This window comes from Paraglaciecola marina (genome assembly GCF_004360155.1).
Lineage (GTDB): Bacteria > Pseudomonadota > Gammaproteobacteria > Enterobacterales > Alteromonadaceae > Paraglaciecola > Paraglaciecola marina.
In genome coordinates this window covers 1-14,680 of the sequence record NZ_SAIS01000019.1, presented here as the reverse complement: position 1 = coordinate 14,680, position 14,680 = coordinate 1, and the positions used below count along the sequence as shown (strand labels likewise).

At 38.4% G+C, this 14,680-nt stretch carries 15 protein-coding genes; 7 read left to right on the top strand and 8 right to left on the bottom strand.

What is annotated here, in order from left to right:
- Positions 1 to 44 precede the first annotated feature (44 nt).
- Genes EOK74_RS18810 through EOK74_RS18795 form a run of 4 tightly spaced genes read right to left on the bottom strand, consistent with a single transcriptional unit; the run spans position 45 to position 3,016 of the window.
- Positions 45 to 938, bottom strand: coding sequence for an FAD:protein FMN transferase (locus tag EOK74_RS18810; RefSeq protein ID WP_166638804.1), 894 nt, complete (start codon positions 936 to 938; stop codon positions 45 to 47).
- 34 nt (positions 939 to 972) lie between these two features.
- Positions 973 to 2,265, bottom strand: coding sequence for a DUF3570 domain-containing protein (locus EOK74_RS18805; RefSeq protein ID WP_133471660.1), 1,293 nt, complete (start codon positions 2,263 to 2,265; stop codon positions 973 to 975).
- A complete protein-coding gene (locus EOK74_RS18800) occupies positions 2,256 to 2,528 on the bottom strand; it encodes a DUF4266 domain-containing protein (RefSeq protein ID WP_239024171.1) in 273 nt (90 codons plus the stop codon). The genes EOK74_RS18805 and EOK74_RS18800 overlap by 10 nt, the downstream gene beginning before the upstream one ends.
- Positions 2,529 to 2,560: 32 nt before the next feature.
- Positions 2,561 to 3,016: a TlpA disulfide reductase family protein gene (locus EOK74_RS18795; protein ID WP_133471659.1), complete on the bottom strand. Its 456-nt coding sequence runs from the start codon at positions 3,014 to 3,016 to the stop codon at positions 2,561 to 2,563.
- A gap of 881 nt (positions 3,017 to 3,897) precedes the next feature.
- Here EOK74_RS18795 and EOK74_RS18790 point away from each other — a divergent pair.
- The 4 genes from EOK74_RS18790 (at position 3,898) to EOK74_RS18775 (ending at position 7,956) form a co-directional block, all read left to right on the top strand.
- Positions 3,898 to 4,332 (top strand): Lrp/AsnC family transcriptional regulator, encoded by a 435-nt coding sequence (locus EOK74_RS18790; RefSeq protein ID WP_133471658.1) that lies wholly within the window; start codon positions 3,898 to 3,900, stop codon positions 4,330 to 4,332.
- A 239-nt stretch (positions 4,333 to 4,571) separates the two neighbouring features.
- Positions 4,572 to 5,525: a Rossmann-fold NAD(P)-binding domain-containing protein gene (locus tag EOK74_RS18785; RefSeq protein WP_133471657.1), complete on the top strand. Its 954-nt coding sequence runs from the start codon at positions 4,572 to 4,574 to the stop codon at positions 5,523 to 5,525.
- A gap of 41 nt (positions 5,526 to 5,566) precedes the next feature.
- Positions 5,567 to 7,015 carry a threonine synthase gene (thrC, locus tag EOK74_RS18780; protein WP_133471656.1) on the top strand — a complete coding sequence of 483 codons (1,449 nt, stop codon included), beginning with the start codon at positions 5,567 to 5,569 and terminating at the stop codon, positions 7,013 to 7,015.
- Positions 7,012 to 7,956: a homoserine kinase gene (locus EOK74_RS18775; protein ID WP_133471655.1), complete on the top strand. Its 945-nt coding sequence runs from the start codon at positions 7,012 to 7,014 to the stop codon at positions 7,954 to 7,956. The genes thrC and EOK74_RS18775 overlap by 4 nt, the downstream gene beginning before the upstream one ends.
- A gap of 200 nt (positions 7,957 to 8,156) precedes the next feature.
- On the opposite strand, the gene groL is transcribed toward EOK74_RS18775, so the two are convergent.
- On the bottom strand, positions 8,157 to 9,809 hold the full coding sequence (gene groL, locus EOK74_RS18770) for a chaperonin GroEL (RefSeq protein WP_133471654.1): 1,653 nt from the start codon (positions 9,807 to 9,809) through the stop codon (positions 8,157 to 8,159).
- A 38-nt stretch (positions 9,810 to 9,847) separates the two neighbouring features.
- The gene (locus tag EOK74_RS18765) at positions 9,848 to 10,138 is read right to left on the bottom strand and encodes a co-chaperone GroES (protein WP_133471653.1); all 291 of its coding nucleotides are present in this window, start codon (positions 10,136 to 10,138) and stop codon (positions 9,848 to 9,850) included.
- Positions 10,139 to 10,447: 309 nt separating this feature from the next.
- Between EOK74_RS18765 and EOK74_RS18760 the strand changes: the two genes are divergently transcribed.
- Entirely contained in the window at positions 10,448 to 11,314 is an 867-nt protein-coding gene (locus tag EOK74_RS18760) for a MipA/OmpV family protein (RefSeq protein ID WP_133471652.1), read from the top strand.
- Positions 11,315 to 11,581: 267 nt separating this feature from the next.
- Here EOK74_RS18760 and EOK74_RS18755 read toward each other — a convergent pair whose 3' ends face one another.
- The gene (locus EOK74_RS18755; protein ID WP_133471651.1) at positions 11,582 to 12,073 is read right to left on the bottom strand and encodes a tetratricopeptide repeat protein; all 492 of its coding nucleotides are present in this window, start codon (positions 12,071 to 12,073) and stop codon (positions 11,582 to 11,584) included.
- 417 nt (positions 12,074 to 12,490) lie between these two features.
- On the opposite strand from EOK74_RS18755, the gene EOK74_RS18750 reads away from it, so the two are divergent.
- A complete protein-coding gene (locus EOK74_RS18750; protein ID WP_133471650.1) occupies positions 12,491 to 12,808 on the top strand; it encodes a hypothetical protein in 318 nt (105 codons plus the stop codon).
- 61 nt (positions 12,809 to 12,869) lie between these two features.
- The gene (locus tag EOK74_RS18745) at positions 12,870 to 13,445 is read left to right on the top strand and encodes a CBS domain-containing protein (protein ID WP_133471649.1); all 576 of its coding nucleotides are present in this window, start codon (positions 12,870 to 12,872) and stop codon (positions 13,443 to 13,445) included.
- Between the two features lie 69 nt (positions 13,446 to 13,514).
- On the opposite strand, the gene EOK74_RS18740 is transcribed toward EOK74_RS18745, so the two are convergent.
- A partial coding sequence (locus EOK74_RS18740) for an AI-2E family transporter (protein WP_420818940.1) occupies positions 13,515 to 14,680 on the bottom strand: 1,166 nt, incomplete at its 5' end.

Here is a 14,680-nt window from a genome sequence, read left to right as displayed (position 1 = left end):
TGATTGTTTTGTCCTAGTTGTTAGGATTTAGCACCACTATCGACTTATTTATAACACCAATATTCAACATTTTGCTGTTTTAAAAAGGCTTCGGCGTTTTTTCCTTGCAGTAAAGCTAACGTGGCTAATAAACCCGCCTGAACACAATAGTCGCCAGCCACGGTAATTGATCTGGGCCCATCCTCTATGGGAAACCCTGTTTGAGGGTTAAGAATATGAGAGTAGCGCTTGCCGTCTTTCATTAAATATCGATTTGCATCTCCTGAGGTAGCCAAACCACCTTTGGCAATATTAACAATCGCCACGCCTTTTTGACTGGTTGGGTTTTCGATACCAACTTGCCAGTGAGGGGCTTTTTTCCGTGGACTTGTTACTTGAATATCGCCGCCAAAATTAATTAGCATTGAAATGCTGGGTAAAGCTTCGGCTAATAGTTGTGAAACTTTATTGACTGCGTATTCTTTGCCTATGCCACCAAAGTCTAATTCAAACCCCTTAGGGACTATAATTTGAGATTCAGTATAGCTAATATTTTGCCAGCCTATAAAAGGTAACAGTGCACTGACTTTAGAAGCCGGTGGGATGTTATCAGAACCATTGAATTTCCAAACCTTACGGAAAACCCCCGATGTTATATCAAACATTCCTTCGCTAATTTGGTAGCAAGTGTCCGCAAAACTCAATAACAGAAAGGTTTCGTCATCAATCGCGATCGGCTTGCCATTACTGTGATTAATCATATAAAGCGGGTTGTTGTTAATATAGCGGCTATATTTTTCTTCAATTCGCTTAGTTTCTGCAATGGCCGCTAAAAATTGAGGCCTAACAAGCGCTATCTCAGTACAATCGAAGTGTATTTCGCAAGGGCTTGCCATAGCTGAAAAGCGACCACAAAGGTGGTCGTTTTGAATGGAAAGCTCGGTTGTCGTCTGCGTCATTTTTTATGTACTAAGTTGCTTTGCTTATCAGCGACTAAAAAGAATAACTCAATTGGGCAATGACGGCTTTAACTGATGGATACAAATCCTCATTTTGTAATGTTCCTGGTGCATCAAAGCCAGAGTTTTTGGGTGATTGTTGATAATACTCTAAGCGTACTCCCCATTCGTGTCCGTTACTTAGTATCTGGCCATACTTGAGGCCTAAAGTCACAGCAGTCATCTCACCTAGACGATAATCAGAACTGGCGTAGGTAGGCAAAGAATCCCCACTATTTAAGAATGGTGTATAAAATTCAGCGGCTTCTTGTTGATAGTAACGAAAGTGGGGCTGAATATATGAGGTATCAGACAAGTTAAAGCGCAATCTACTGTCAATAGTATGAGAGTTGATATCCCAATCATCTGTGGAAAAACGATAGGAAACATCAATCACACTGCTGTCCATTGCATATTTTGTTTGCCAATAAATATTATGTTTGGTTCGCTTATCGGGTCTGTTCTCATACACTAACGACTCAGTTAGGCCTTCTTCATTAACTAAACTGAGTATTTTATATGGGTCGTTTAAGTACCCGTCAGATACCGACAATCCATAATTTAGTTGCATGATCATGCGCTTGTTGATTGTTTGGGTTAGTCCGAGTAATACATCAATTGTTGTTTTGTCTTGGGAGCCGTCTTGGCGAGTATCTGCAAAGCTCTCGTCAAACCCATCGTCAGAGTCGAAATTTGAACGTAACAACATATTAGAGAAGGGAACAGGGGCACCTCCAACCGGGTCAATGCTATCGTATTGATAGGAAAGGCCAAGAGACAAAGTACGGTTTTTTCTATCAAAGTCTTTGGCAATTGACCCATTTGCACCTATTGATAGATAGTCATATTCTTTTGAAAAATTAAGTCCGCTACTACCCCGCGTATTTTCCCATAATGGTTGTGTCCATTGCCCGCTTACCTGTACCCGTGTATCTTGAAATGTATCGTCAAGAGGGGTTTCACCGCCATTAACCTCATAGCTACCTTTACCAGATGGCCTTGTAAAAGATTGCACTCCTGGTTGTGCTACTGCGCCTGATGCCGACGCACCGGTTAAGGTATCAAGTACCAGTTTTCCATTAAAAATATGTTCATCACCAAAGTCTTTTGATGCATTCAATACACCTTCTACTACGCTGACTCGATCAGTTTCTCCATAGTATAAGATAGCGGTATCTATGGCCCATGGCTCTTGGCTCTCTTCAGCCTTAGCGTTTGGTGCGCCAAGCAATGCACAGGTGGCAGCGGCTAATGCGGCTGCAATGGGAATATTCTTTTCTAATTGCATCCACAACCTCCTCCAGCAAAAGCTCTACCACCGCTGGTTGCTTCTTTACTGAAATAAATATGTTCGTCTAAACCAACCTCTACGGCTTCTGAATTTAAGCTCATACTGTCTTGTGCAAGCAGCTGTCGTTCCCAGGGTTGAACACCTATACTGGCGCAACCGCTTAGTTGTAGCAAAACCAGACAGACAAGGGGCTTGCTAAGTTTGCGTGGAATATGTTTTGACGTTTGGGTACTCGGATTCATCATAATTTTTGAGTTCATAGTGGCTCCTGCTGAAAACTTGAATATGGGGGTTACTCGGATAATAACTGTTGGACTTCGCGCTCATAACCACTCGCTTTCTTAGTGAAAAAGCCTGTGTGAGTTACCCGCAGTTCTCCATTTTTATCAATGAGGTAGCTAGTTGGCATACCGATTAATTTATAACGCTCTGCAATATTGCCTTGAGGGTCATACACAATAGAAAACAAAGCGGGGACCTTGCTTAAGAAAGTTTTTGCAGCAGCTGAGTCTTCGTCAAGATTGATTGCAATGACTTTTAAGCCTTTGTCCTTATATTGTTTATGCATTTGATTCATCCACGGAAATGAAGCTCTACAGGGCTTACACCAGCTTGCCCAAAAATCCACATATACCACTTGTCCTTTCAAGTCACTTAAGTGGATATTGTTAGAAATTTTAAAATCAGGTGCGGAGGCAACACTGGAAAAAGCTGTAAACATAGACAAAAAGCAAAATAGAATTTTCATTTATAAGTAGATCGATTACTGAATGTGAATTCATCCTAAACAGTCAAGCTTAAGAAAAGCTTAAACTTTGCAACTTTGTTTATTTGGGCATACCAAGTTTTTACTTAGCAAGCTATTTGAACAAGAGTACAGCGGATTTGAATGCGCAGAGGTGTGCTAACAGTATTCTAGAGGTTGAGGGGAAGTTGAATGAGTGGCTAGTTTATATACGACTTAGTCATTATATTGTGAGTAAGGAGTTGTTGGTTTTTAATAATGTTGATGAAAATAAAATAGCATTTTGAAATTTAGAGGCATTATGAAAAAAAGCCCGAATATTGCTATTCGGGCTTTAAAATTTTTCATAACTTCAAAGCAGAGCTTTGAGTGACGCGTGATGTTTTACGCAGAATAAAACGTTTAGTACAAGGCGTTATGAGCGTAGCGTACGTTTGTACGTGAGCCAAATAACAACGAAGTAATCGACGTTTTAGACTAGTAAAATTACATCATGCCGCCCATTAGGCTATATCAATCTGATTATATTAAGAAAATAAAATAATTTAAAAGCAGCACCCCACTTTATACCCCTATCTTATTTCGCATGAGCAATGTGATTTTAGATGAAGCAACAACCCATAAATAATGTGGTAATTAGTGTGTCAATGCGCCCCTTAAATTTCAAAGAAGTTGAGCCGTTGTTAAGTCGATGTATTTGTGTGAATATGATTTTTTTGCAAATAGCCTTATTGATAAAGTTATCAATAAGTGAAAACTATTATCTGTAATTTCAAAGGAGCTTAAGGGTAGAAACTTAAATCCTTTCAGAATATCTTAAAGTGCGTAACGACGCTTTTATTAACGTCAATTTTATAAAATAGTACTCATGTATGGAGATTAATTTGGACAAAATAAACAAAAGCATTATCAGGATCTTATTTGAAAACTCTCGAATTACTATTTCAGAGTTAGCCAAACTTGTTCACCTTTCCGCACCAGCTGTTAAAGAGCGTATTGAGAAATTAGAAGAGCAAAAAGCTATATTAGGTTACAGCCTAAAAACTAATTCGGAAGCACTTGGCTACCCGATTACAGGCTTTGTTCAAGCAAATGTCATTACAGGAAAAGAAGTGGCATTCAAAAAAGCCGTTACAGCAAGCTCAGCTATTACTGAGTGTTTCAATGTTACCGGAGAAAAAGCTTATATATTTCGAGTATCCGTTTATACCATGTCTGAATTAGATGCATTGCTAGAATCTCTTTCAAATGTTTGTAAAACTGAAACCTCATTGATTTTATCTGAAACCTTTTCTCCACGTTTACCTAATACTTTCTAATTACAATTAATTTTAGTAGAGGTTGCAACGATTCTTAATGCGTACTTAAAAAGCACAAAACGTTAATTGTGCATGATTTTATAGCCAATACCTTTTATTAGTAAGTTTTTACAGCCAACAACATTAGTTTCCCTCTGCTTGTTATTCCTTATCTTCAGTATAATTAATCCATATTATTTATCTGCTTGGTTGTTAAAGCATGATGACAACTACCAGTTGCCAATAGAGAAGGAAAAGTTATGACAACAGTGATAAATCTAGATCAGATTAAATCAATAATTAACGAAGTTGATCTTGTTAACGCAATGAAAGCAGGGTTTATTCAATATAGTAATGGTAATACTGTAGTGCCTCCTGTGGGTGAATTGCTGTTTGAACGTCCTAAAGGTGATGCTCATATCAAGTATGGCTATATCAAAAATGATGATTTTTATGTCATTAAAATAGCTTCAGGCTTCTATCAAAACCCTGAATTAGGCCTTTCTTCTTGTCAGGGCATGATGTTGTTGTTCGATCAAAAAACCGGTGTTCCTAAAGCTGTTCTGCTTGATGAAGGCTATTTAACTGATTTACGCACCGCTGCTGCTGGTGCTTTGGCGGCCAAATATTTTGCCCCAAAAAATATTAACGCGATTGGTATTATTGGTACAGGTATTCAAGCGAAGTTACAGTTGAAATACCTTCAAGAAATCACCGAATGCAAAAAAGTATGGGTGTGGGGACGTAATAAAAGCAATGCAGAAGCCTTTGTTCGAGAGCTAGGGAGCGATTATGATATTCACATAGCGTCAAGCCCTCAAGAAGTTGCATCACACTGTAATTTGATTGTGACCACTACACCTAGTGAAGCAGCATTGTTAAATGCTGATGATATTCAACCTGGCACCCACATAACAGCTGTTGGCTCAGACACGTCAACTAAACAAGAATTAGCCAGTGAATTACTGAACAAAGCAGATTTAGTTATTGCAGATAGTATTCCGCAAAGTCATAGCCGTGGGGAAGTTTATCGTGCAGTTAAAGACAGTGCGATTAACTCCGAAAAAGTAGTTGAGTTAGGCACTGCTATTCAAGATATAAAATTCCAACGCACTAACGAACAGCAAATTACCATTGCAGACTTAACTGGCGTTGCAGTGCAAGACATTATGATAGCAAGCGCGGTTTATAAAAACGTTCTATTAAACAAATAATCGTAGTTTTACAAATAGTAAAAAATACAGGAATAAACAATATGTTGGAATATGTAAGTAATACCGGTGGTGGCAAACCAGTAAATTTTGAAACTGCAATTTTAGATGGTTTTGCTATTGACGGTGGCCTCTATGTCCCAACTGCTTTACCTCAAGTTAGCCCTCAACAGTTAGAGCAATGGAAATCGTTAAGTTACGTCGAACTAGCCTTTGAAGTTTTATCGCTATTTATAGATCGCTCTATTATGTCTGCTGCTGAATTAAAGCAAGTGTTAAACACCGCTTATGCAGATTTTGAACATAAAGAAATCATTCCAATACATCAACTTAAATCTCGAAAAGATACTTATGTGATGGAGTTGTTCCATGGTCCAACTATCTCTTTTAAAGATGTAGGTTTGGCTTTTCTTGTTAATTTAGTCAATTTCTTTTTACAACGTAAAAACGAACGTTTGTCCTTAATTGTTGCTACAACAGGTGATACTGGCCCAGCTACCGCTTATTTTAGTGCAGGCAAGTCGAATCTTGACGCTTGGATCCTCTACCCCAAAGACAAAATCACTGAAGAGCAAGAACGCCAAATGACCTGTCTACCGCACGCTAATATTCATCCTGTGGGCGTTGCTAATTGCCCTGAGGGTAGTGATGATTTGGATGAGGTCATTGCTAAGCTATATGCTAATAAATCTTTTAAGAACAAGATAAAACTTGGCAGCGTAAATTCCATTAATTGGGGGCGGATAATGATGCAAACCGTTCACTATTTTTATGGCTATTTTCACGTTATTGATAAGCCAGGGGAAAAAATTAATATGTCAGTACCATCCGGTGGTTTTGGCAATGTATGTGCAGGCTCGTTAGCTCGAAAAATGGGACTTCCTATAAGTAAGATCATCGTTGCTAATAACGAAAATGCTTGTTTACATCGCATATTTTCTGAAGGTAAATTCTCTAAAGAGGAGTATGTTGAAACTCCTTCATCAGCTATCGATATTCTTATACCATTTAATTTTTGGCGTTATTTGTATTTTTGTGTTGATCAAGATGCAGGGAAAATTAAAGTTTGGCTCAACGAATTCCAAACAAGAGGTACGGTGACTTTCGATAAACAAACCTATAAAAACTATAGCAGTGGTTTTTTATCATACAGAGCTAAAGATCAAGAAACACTTGACCTAATAGCGCAAATTTATCATGACGAAGAGTATTTATTGGACCCTCATGGGGCAGTGAGCGTTTGTGCGACTGATGTTTACAAAGATACATTAAGTGGTGAAAAAACGATCTGTTTTGCCACAGCACATCCATCTAAATTCCCAGTAGCAATTGGTGATGCTTTAAAAACTCAAAACTTGCCTATAGCTGCTCAACATCCAAGTATTGAAGCACAAAAATTACAGTGCGAAAAAGTGTATTTATGTGACAACAAACACTTAGAGTCTGCATTAATACAAGCAATGGAAGCTAACTGGGATTTGGTGAACAAATGAGTGATAACAGCGATTTAACACACAAAAGTGTAGTTGATATTTTGTCCACTTATGGCATTCAAACTATCAACTCTTTTCGATTATTAAGTGGTGGTTCAGCAAATTCTAACTATTTAGTAAAAACATCGAATAAAGATTATGTACTAACTATTTCTGAGCAAAAATCATCAGACGAAGCGAGTAAATTAGCAAGCTTACTTGAGTACTTGGAAGATAATAATTTTCCTACTTCGAAAATAGTAAAAACCACAGAAAACGAAGTTATTTCCTCGTGGAACGCTAAGCCAATTATGGTCAAAGAGTATCTTGATGGTGACATAGTTGATGATTTATCTTTGCCCTTGTTGACTTCGTTAGGTGAACAATTAGCTTCATTACATTTATTACCAGCACCTGATTACTTACCAAAAACGTTAAGTTATGGCGTAGAGAAATATGACGAAATAAAAGTTTATGCTCCCGAAAGTGATTTTTTTAGTTGGTTAAAAGAAACACAAGCCTACATTGAAAGCTTCATAAGTGAGGACTTACCTTATGCGATGATCCACAGTGATATATTTTCAGATAACATTATTGTGAGTAAAGATGGAGATACGGCGACGATAATGGATTTTGAAGAAGCGACTTATTATTACCGCGTATTTGATCTTGGTATGATAATGGTTGGCACTTGCTGTGGTGCAGCTGGATTGTCATTCGAAAAGGCAAAAGCGCTGTTAACAGGCTATCAGAAAAGTATCACATTAGCAGACTGCGAAGTTAAAGCACTCCAAGCATTTACCGCCTATGGAGCAGCAGCGACTGCTTTTTGGCGCCATCAAAATTTCAATTATCTGAATGTAGATGAAAAAATGAAAGATCACTATAAGGCCATGCAAAACATAGCAGTTGAAGTTCTAAAAATACCGAATGACGAATTCCAGGAAAAATTGGCTATCTAATGGAGTACAGAAAAGTTATTAGGCTTTGTATGACAAACCACTAAAAAATTTTACATACTTTAATTAAAACCATGATAGCCATATCAAGGCTTTTTGTTTGCCAGCGAATATAGCAAAGAAAAAGCCCGGAGATCATAAAATCTGCGGGCTTTAAAGCGTTTACATTGCAAGCTTATGCAATGTTATGCACGGCGATGCAATTACATCATTCCACCCATGCCGCCCATTCCACCCATGCCGCCCATATCAGGCATTGCAGGTGCTGCTGAGTCGTCAGCAGGTGCATCGGCAATCATGGCTTCTGTGGTGATCATCAAGCTTGCGATTGATGCTGCAAATTGTAGTGCAGAGCGAGTTACTTTAGTTGGATCTAGGATACCCATTTCGATCATGTCGCCGTATGTGTCGTTACCAGCGTTGTAACCGAAGTTAGCTTCACCATTTTTAACAGCGTTTGTTACTACTGATGCTTCAGCACCGGCGTTAGCTGCGATTTGACGAAGCGGCGCTTCCATAGCACGTAGTGCTAGTTTAATACCGTGAGTTTGATCTTCGTTTTCGCCAGTAAGGTCGCTAACTTTAGATGCAGCACGAACTAGAGCTACACCACCACCGGCAACTACGCCTTCTTCTACGGCAGCACGTGTCGCGTGAAGTGCATCTTCAACACGGTCTTTTTTCTCTTTCATTTCAACTTCGGTAGCAGCACCTACTTTGATGACTGCAACACCGCCAGCTAGTTTAGCTAGACGCTCTTGAAGTTTTTCTTTGTCGTAGTCTGAAGTTGACTCTTCGATTTGTGCACGGATTTGAGCAACACGACCTTGGATCATGTCTTCTTCACCAGCACCGTCAACTACTGTGGTGTTGTCTTTGTTGATAACAACACGTTTCGCTGTACCTAGGTCTTCTAGTGTTACTTTTTCTAGTTCTAGACCGATTTCTTCAGAAATCACAGTACCACCAGTTAGTGTAGCGATGTCTTGAAGCATAGCTTTACGACGGTCACCAAAACCTGGTGCTTTAACTGCCGCTACTTTTACGATGCCGCGCATGTTGTTTACTACTAGTGTAGCTAGTGCTTCACCTTCAACGTCTTCAGCAATGATAAGCAAAGGCTTAGAGGCTTTTGCTACGGCTTCAAGGGTTGGTAGTAATTCACGGATGTTAGATACTTTTTTGTCAACCAAAAGGATGAATGGGCTGTCTAGTTCAACAGTACCGTTTTCTTGGTTGTTCATGAAGTAAGGAGATAAGTAACCACGGTCGAATTGCATACCTTCTACAACGTCTAATTCGTTTTGTAGAGATTGGCCTTCTTCAACAGTGATAACGCCTTCTTTGCCTACTTTGTCCATTGCTTCAGCGATTAGGTCGCCTACTTCAACGTCAGAGTTAGCAGAGATAGTACCTACTTGGGCGATAGCTTTGCTGTCTGCACAAGGTACAGATAATGCTTTTAATTCTTCAACGGCAGCAACAACTGCTTTGTCGATACCGCGTTTAAGATCCATTGGGTTCATGCCTGCAGCAACTGATTTTAAACCTTCAGTTACGATTGCTTGGGCAAGTACAGTTGCAGTAGTCGTTCCGTCACCGGCTTCGTCATTTGCTTTAGACGCTACTTCTTTAACCATTTGAGCGCCCATGTTTTCGAATTTATCTTCTAATTCGATTTCTTTGGCTACTGACACACCATCTTTAGTGATGGTAGGTGCACCGAATGATTTGTCTAAAACAACGTTACGGCCTTTAGGACCTAGTGTAACTTTTACTGCGTTAGCTAGAACGTTAACGCCTGCAAGCATTTTGACGCGTGCGTCATCAGAAAAACGTACTTCTTTAGCTGCCATGATAATTATTCCTCTTAAATTCTGTTAATGGATTGGGTTTATTCGACTACTGCTAAGATGTCGCTTTCGCCAAGGATAAGCACTTCTTCGCCGTCTAACTTTTCAGTTTTAACGCCATATCCATCGTTAAAAATAACGATATCGCCGATTTTAACGTCAACAGCTTTAACTTCGCCATTGTCTAATACACGGCCATTACCTACTGCAACGACTTCGCCGCGAGTAGACTTTTCTGCTGCAGAGCCTGTTAATACAATGCCACCTGCAGATTTGCTTTCTTGTTCCTGACGCTTAACGATCACACGATCGTTTAAAGGACGAATTGCCATTTTCAAATCTCCTGAAAATTCCAATGTTAATATTATTAGTGCCTAATCGTATTAGGCGGTTTTTGCGTTGCCTAATTTGTGACAACCCAGAATTCTTTTAATAGAACTGTGTTCTGCGTCCAGAGATGGGGTTTACAGATTTGAGATCAAGGGTATTGAAAGAAATTTGTTAGAAAATTTGCTGTTTATTTTTGTTATAACAAAGCAAAATCAATTTACTGCAGCGTCTTCGTTACTAAGATAATTGTTTTAACGTTACAATGAACGACTCCCTTTGTTGAAAACATAATTTTGAAAATAAGAAAAATAATGAAAGTTAATGTTCGCTATCTATTATTAATTTTAATGGTTTTATCCTTAGAAACTATCGCTCAAGAAGAAATCACTTTAGAGGATGACATGCGTCCTGTATGGGAGGCTGGTACATTTTTAGGTGTATTTAATGCGCCTGAGTATCCAGCGTCAAATCAAAGTAATACCAATGTGGTACCGGCACCTTATTTTATATATCGTGGTAAAACCCTACGGATAGGTGATGGCTCTATTGCCAGAGCTGTGGCAGTAGATAAAAGTTGGTATGAGTTAGATCTTTCTTTGGCAGCATCATTTGGGGCAAATTCAGACGATAATGAAGCACGAGCCGGTATGCCGGACTTAGACTTTAATTTTGAACTTGGTCCGCAATTGAGACTGCGTTTATCAAAGTTTGAATTTGACGATCACGGTAAAGGAGAGTTGTTTCTTAATCTGCAAACCCGTGCGGTATTTTCTACTGACTTTTCTGGAATTGATCATAGAGGATATGTGTTTCAGCCAGAGTTAAGGTATAGACAAAGAGGCTGGCTTAGCGAAAAAACCGCGTTATCAATTAGCCTTTCACCTACTTGGGCTAGTGAAAAATTACATGATTATTTTTATCAGGTTAATCAAGAGTTCGTAACTGCACAGCGAAGTGCTTACGATGCTAAGGCTGGATATTTAGGTACTCGAATCTTGTTAAACGTTTCTTTTAACGCCACAGAAAACATTAGAGTATTTTTGGGTGTGAGTTCTTCAATACATAATGGTGCCGCTAACGAAGATAGCCCATTATTTATAGACAATAATACCTATTCATTTGGTGCTGGAATGGTTTGGCGCTTATGGGAAAGCCAAGAAAAGGTGGCTGGTAGGTAAAATTGGGTAAGCTCAGTACCGGCCACACCAATAAGACGGCTCATTTCGTACTTATATGGGCTGCTCTAGATGGATAGAAAATATTTATAAGGCCTTATGGGAACAATATTTCTGTTCTTGCCTCTACGTTTAAGGTTTTGCCAAGTTGAGTGTTATGTAACAGCATGGATTTTAAAAAATTAACTTTCAATTTAGCTTATCCAAAGTTGAGGTTATGTAAGGAATCAAGGGGGAATTTATTTGATTCCTTTCTGTAACATGAAATTTTTAGCGCCCAGACTTAATTTCTTTGGAACACTTCATAACTTTGCGTTTGCTTGCTTCAACGGTTTGTTTAAAACAAATAACACCTTGGGTAAAAGCTCCATATTTTTCGATATACTCATCAACTAAAGGCTGAAAAGCAGCGCGTTGTTCTTTAGACATTGCATTTTTAATTTGATCCCTTGCATTACGCCATTTTTTTTCTTTAGCTTCTGATGCGACATTGAGCCATAAGTAAGCTTTTCCATAATCTTGTTCAACACCTAACCCTTCCATATATAATAAAGCTAGAGTGTACTGAGATACTTTATCTCCAAGTTTTGAAGCTTCCTCAAGATGTTTAAAAGCTTTGTCATAATTCTTGTTTCTAACTGCGGTGGCTCCTATTCTAGTTGCTTGATCAAATTTGAATACGTCTTGCCTTGTTGTAGCTGCCTCAGGTGACATACTACTTAAAACACAAGTAAGTATGGTTATGAAAATTAATGATTTCATATCGAATATTCCAGTTAGTTTGTTTATGCGTCAAATGATGGCAGCTAAATATGTAATTTAGCGTGTATTAATGTTACAACAGATGTAGTAACCAGCCTTTTGACACACCATTTAACAAATAGCGATAATACTTAGTCAGTAATAGCCAGAGTGTTAGCCTGGCTTAGATCAATAAAGCTAGATTTAGTAAGGGAAAGATAGAATTTGAATATGAGCTCCTTTTATGAAAGCTCTAATGAAATGTAGAGCAACAGTATTAAAATTCTTTAATTGCCAGTGGTGTATAAATAGAGTTGTTTATTTCACTGTAAAGTTCGCTAGTTGCTGTTCCCCGATTTACTGACTCAAAATAATTGAAACTTATAATTAGTTTCTGTGTCGTAACTTTTAACAACAAGATAATTAAACATTAAACCCATGGAAAACTTAAAAGAAAATTCATACATACATAAGTCGCTATATAGCGTTTTAGTGATGTGTTTGATTTGTCTTTTTTCTACTAAAAGTTTTGCAATAAACGAGACACACACAAGCGCGATTGCTGGTGTAGTAAATCTTGAGTTTAATAGTGTCGAAGTTGGGCTAGATGATAACGACTCGTCAGACCCATCTTTATATTATGACAATAATGTCGACTTTGATATTGTTGAAAATAAAGCGGTTATATATACCTTTGATTCAAGTGTCTTCCAGAATCATCACTTCACCGAGGCCCGTGCTCCACCTTTAAATTAAAATTAAGTTATTGAAATTTATAAATTTTATATTCTTTTTTTAGTTTTAAGAGGGACACATTATGTCAACTTACAAAAAATTACCTGTTTCTAGTTTAGATGGTTATGAAATTAGCCGTAAATCTTTAATCACACCATTACAGTTAGATAGTCCAGCCATTGAAATTATGGCTAATTTTTCAAACAACACAGCATTAATGTTGTTCGATGATATGTCTGTTGAGCAAGCGACAAGCTTGCTCAAAAATACTCACATGAGCAAAGCTTTAGTGAGAAATGACCAAGAGCAGTTTTTAGGTATGGTTACACTAGCTGATTTACAAAGTTCGCGGGTCTTAAGTACAGCTAACCAATTAGGTGTACCTAGAAGTGAGTTAACCGTAGCTCACCTAATGACACCCAAAGCAGGATGTACTGGTTTACAATTACAAAGTGTTATGACTTCGACTATAGGTGATGTGCTAGAAACCATGGAAGAAGTGGGGACCTTATACTTGTTAGTCGTTTCTGGCGTGAGTAAAGAAATTATCGGTATGATCTCAGCTATTGATATAGCCAAAACGCTACACATGCCTATTCAAATTACACCTAAGCCTAAAAACTTTAAAGATGTAATGCTAGCCGTGGCAGGTAGGTAAATATTTAGCCATGCCCTAGACTCAAGCTAGGGCATGGCAGTGTTTCTTAAGGACGTAAGGTTTCAGTTATCAAGCCGCTTCAATGATACGCAACCAATTCTTCCAAATATTAAGTTCCGACAATACTAGCTTAATACATACCAAAATCGGGACGGATAGAAGTACCCCAACTAACCCCCATATCCATCCACATATTAATAACCACACCATAATAACTAAGGGGTTTATTAGCATATGTTTACCCATAACGGTTGGGGTGATAAATTGTGACTCTAATAAATTTAATACAAGGTAAGCCCCTACCGGAAACAATACAGCAAGGGTTACTCCATATTGTACAACTCCAGCTAAAGAGAGAATGACTAAACCAATCACAGACCCAGCATAGGGAATAAAATTAAGCAGCCCCACTATGACCCCCCACAACAATGCATCTTCTAAACCTATGAAATGCAGAGCACAGGCAGTTGTTAAGCCTAAACCTAAATTAATGACACTCACTGTGATGATATATTTGGAAAGTTGCTTTTGAGTCATGGTGACTAAACGTTTAGCCTTTTTCTGCTGCTCTGGTGTTGGCATTTCTTTGACGAAAGCCTCAAATAGTCCAGGCCCAAATATCAGTAAAAACAATATTAAAATTACACTCGCCAGTAATTGTGCAAAAAATAGCGGGGCGGCACCCAATGCATCAACAAGTAATTCCATACCATTTTGTTTTATTCGATCTGTGACTACAGTTGCCGATTTTTTTTCTGTAGGTCTTGAAGTTTTACTATTTGAAAACCAATCGAATATGCTCGATTTTTTAGTAGGTTGCGCTTTTGCTTGTTCATCAAAGGCACTGCTTATGGACTCAACCTGTTTAGTTACTTGCACAGATAATTGTGGAATTAGCTTTGCCCACCTTTGAGCGGGTTCCACTAATTCAACTCCTACCAAGGTAAAAGGAGTGGCTAACATAGCCAAAAGCGCGATAGATGAAATTGCTCGGGGTATAAAGAAATTTTGTAAAAGTGAAACCAAAGGGCTTAGCAATAAGGCAACTAAAACAGTTAGAACTAGAGGAATAATAAGGCTTTGAGCAAAGTACAAGGTATAGATAACTGCTAAAACTAATATCCACTGAATATTAGGAATATTTATTAACCTAGCGTTACTTGAGTTTTTATCGCTGTGATTACTGGTTGTTGTTTCTTGCATGCTAGTTTTATGTTCCGAAATGGCTAATGGAT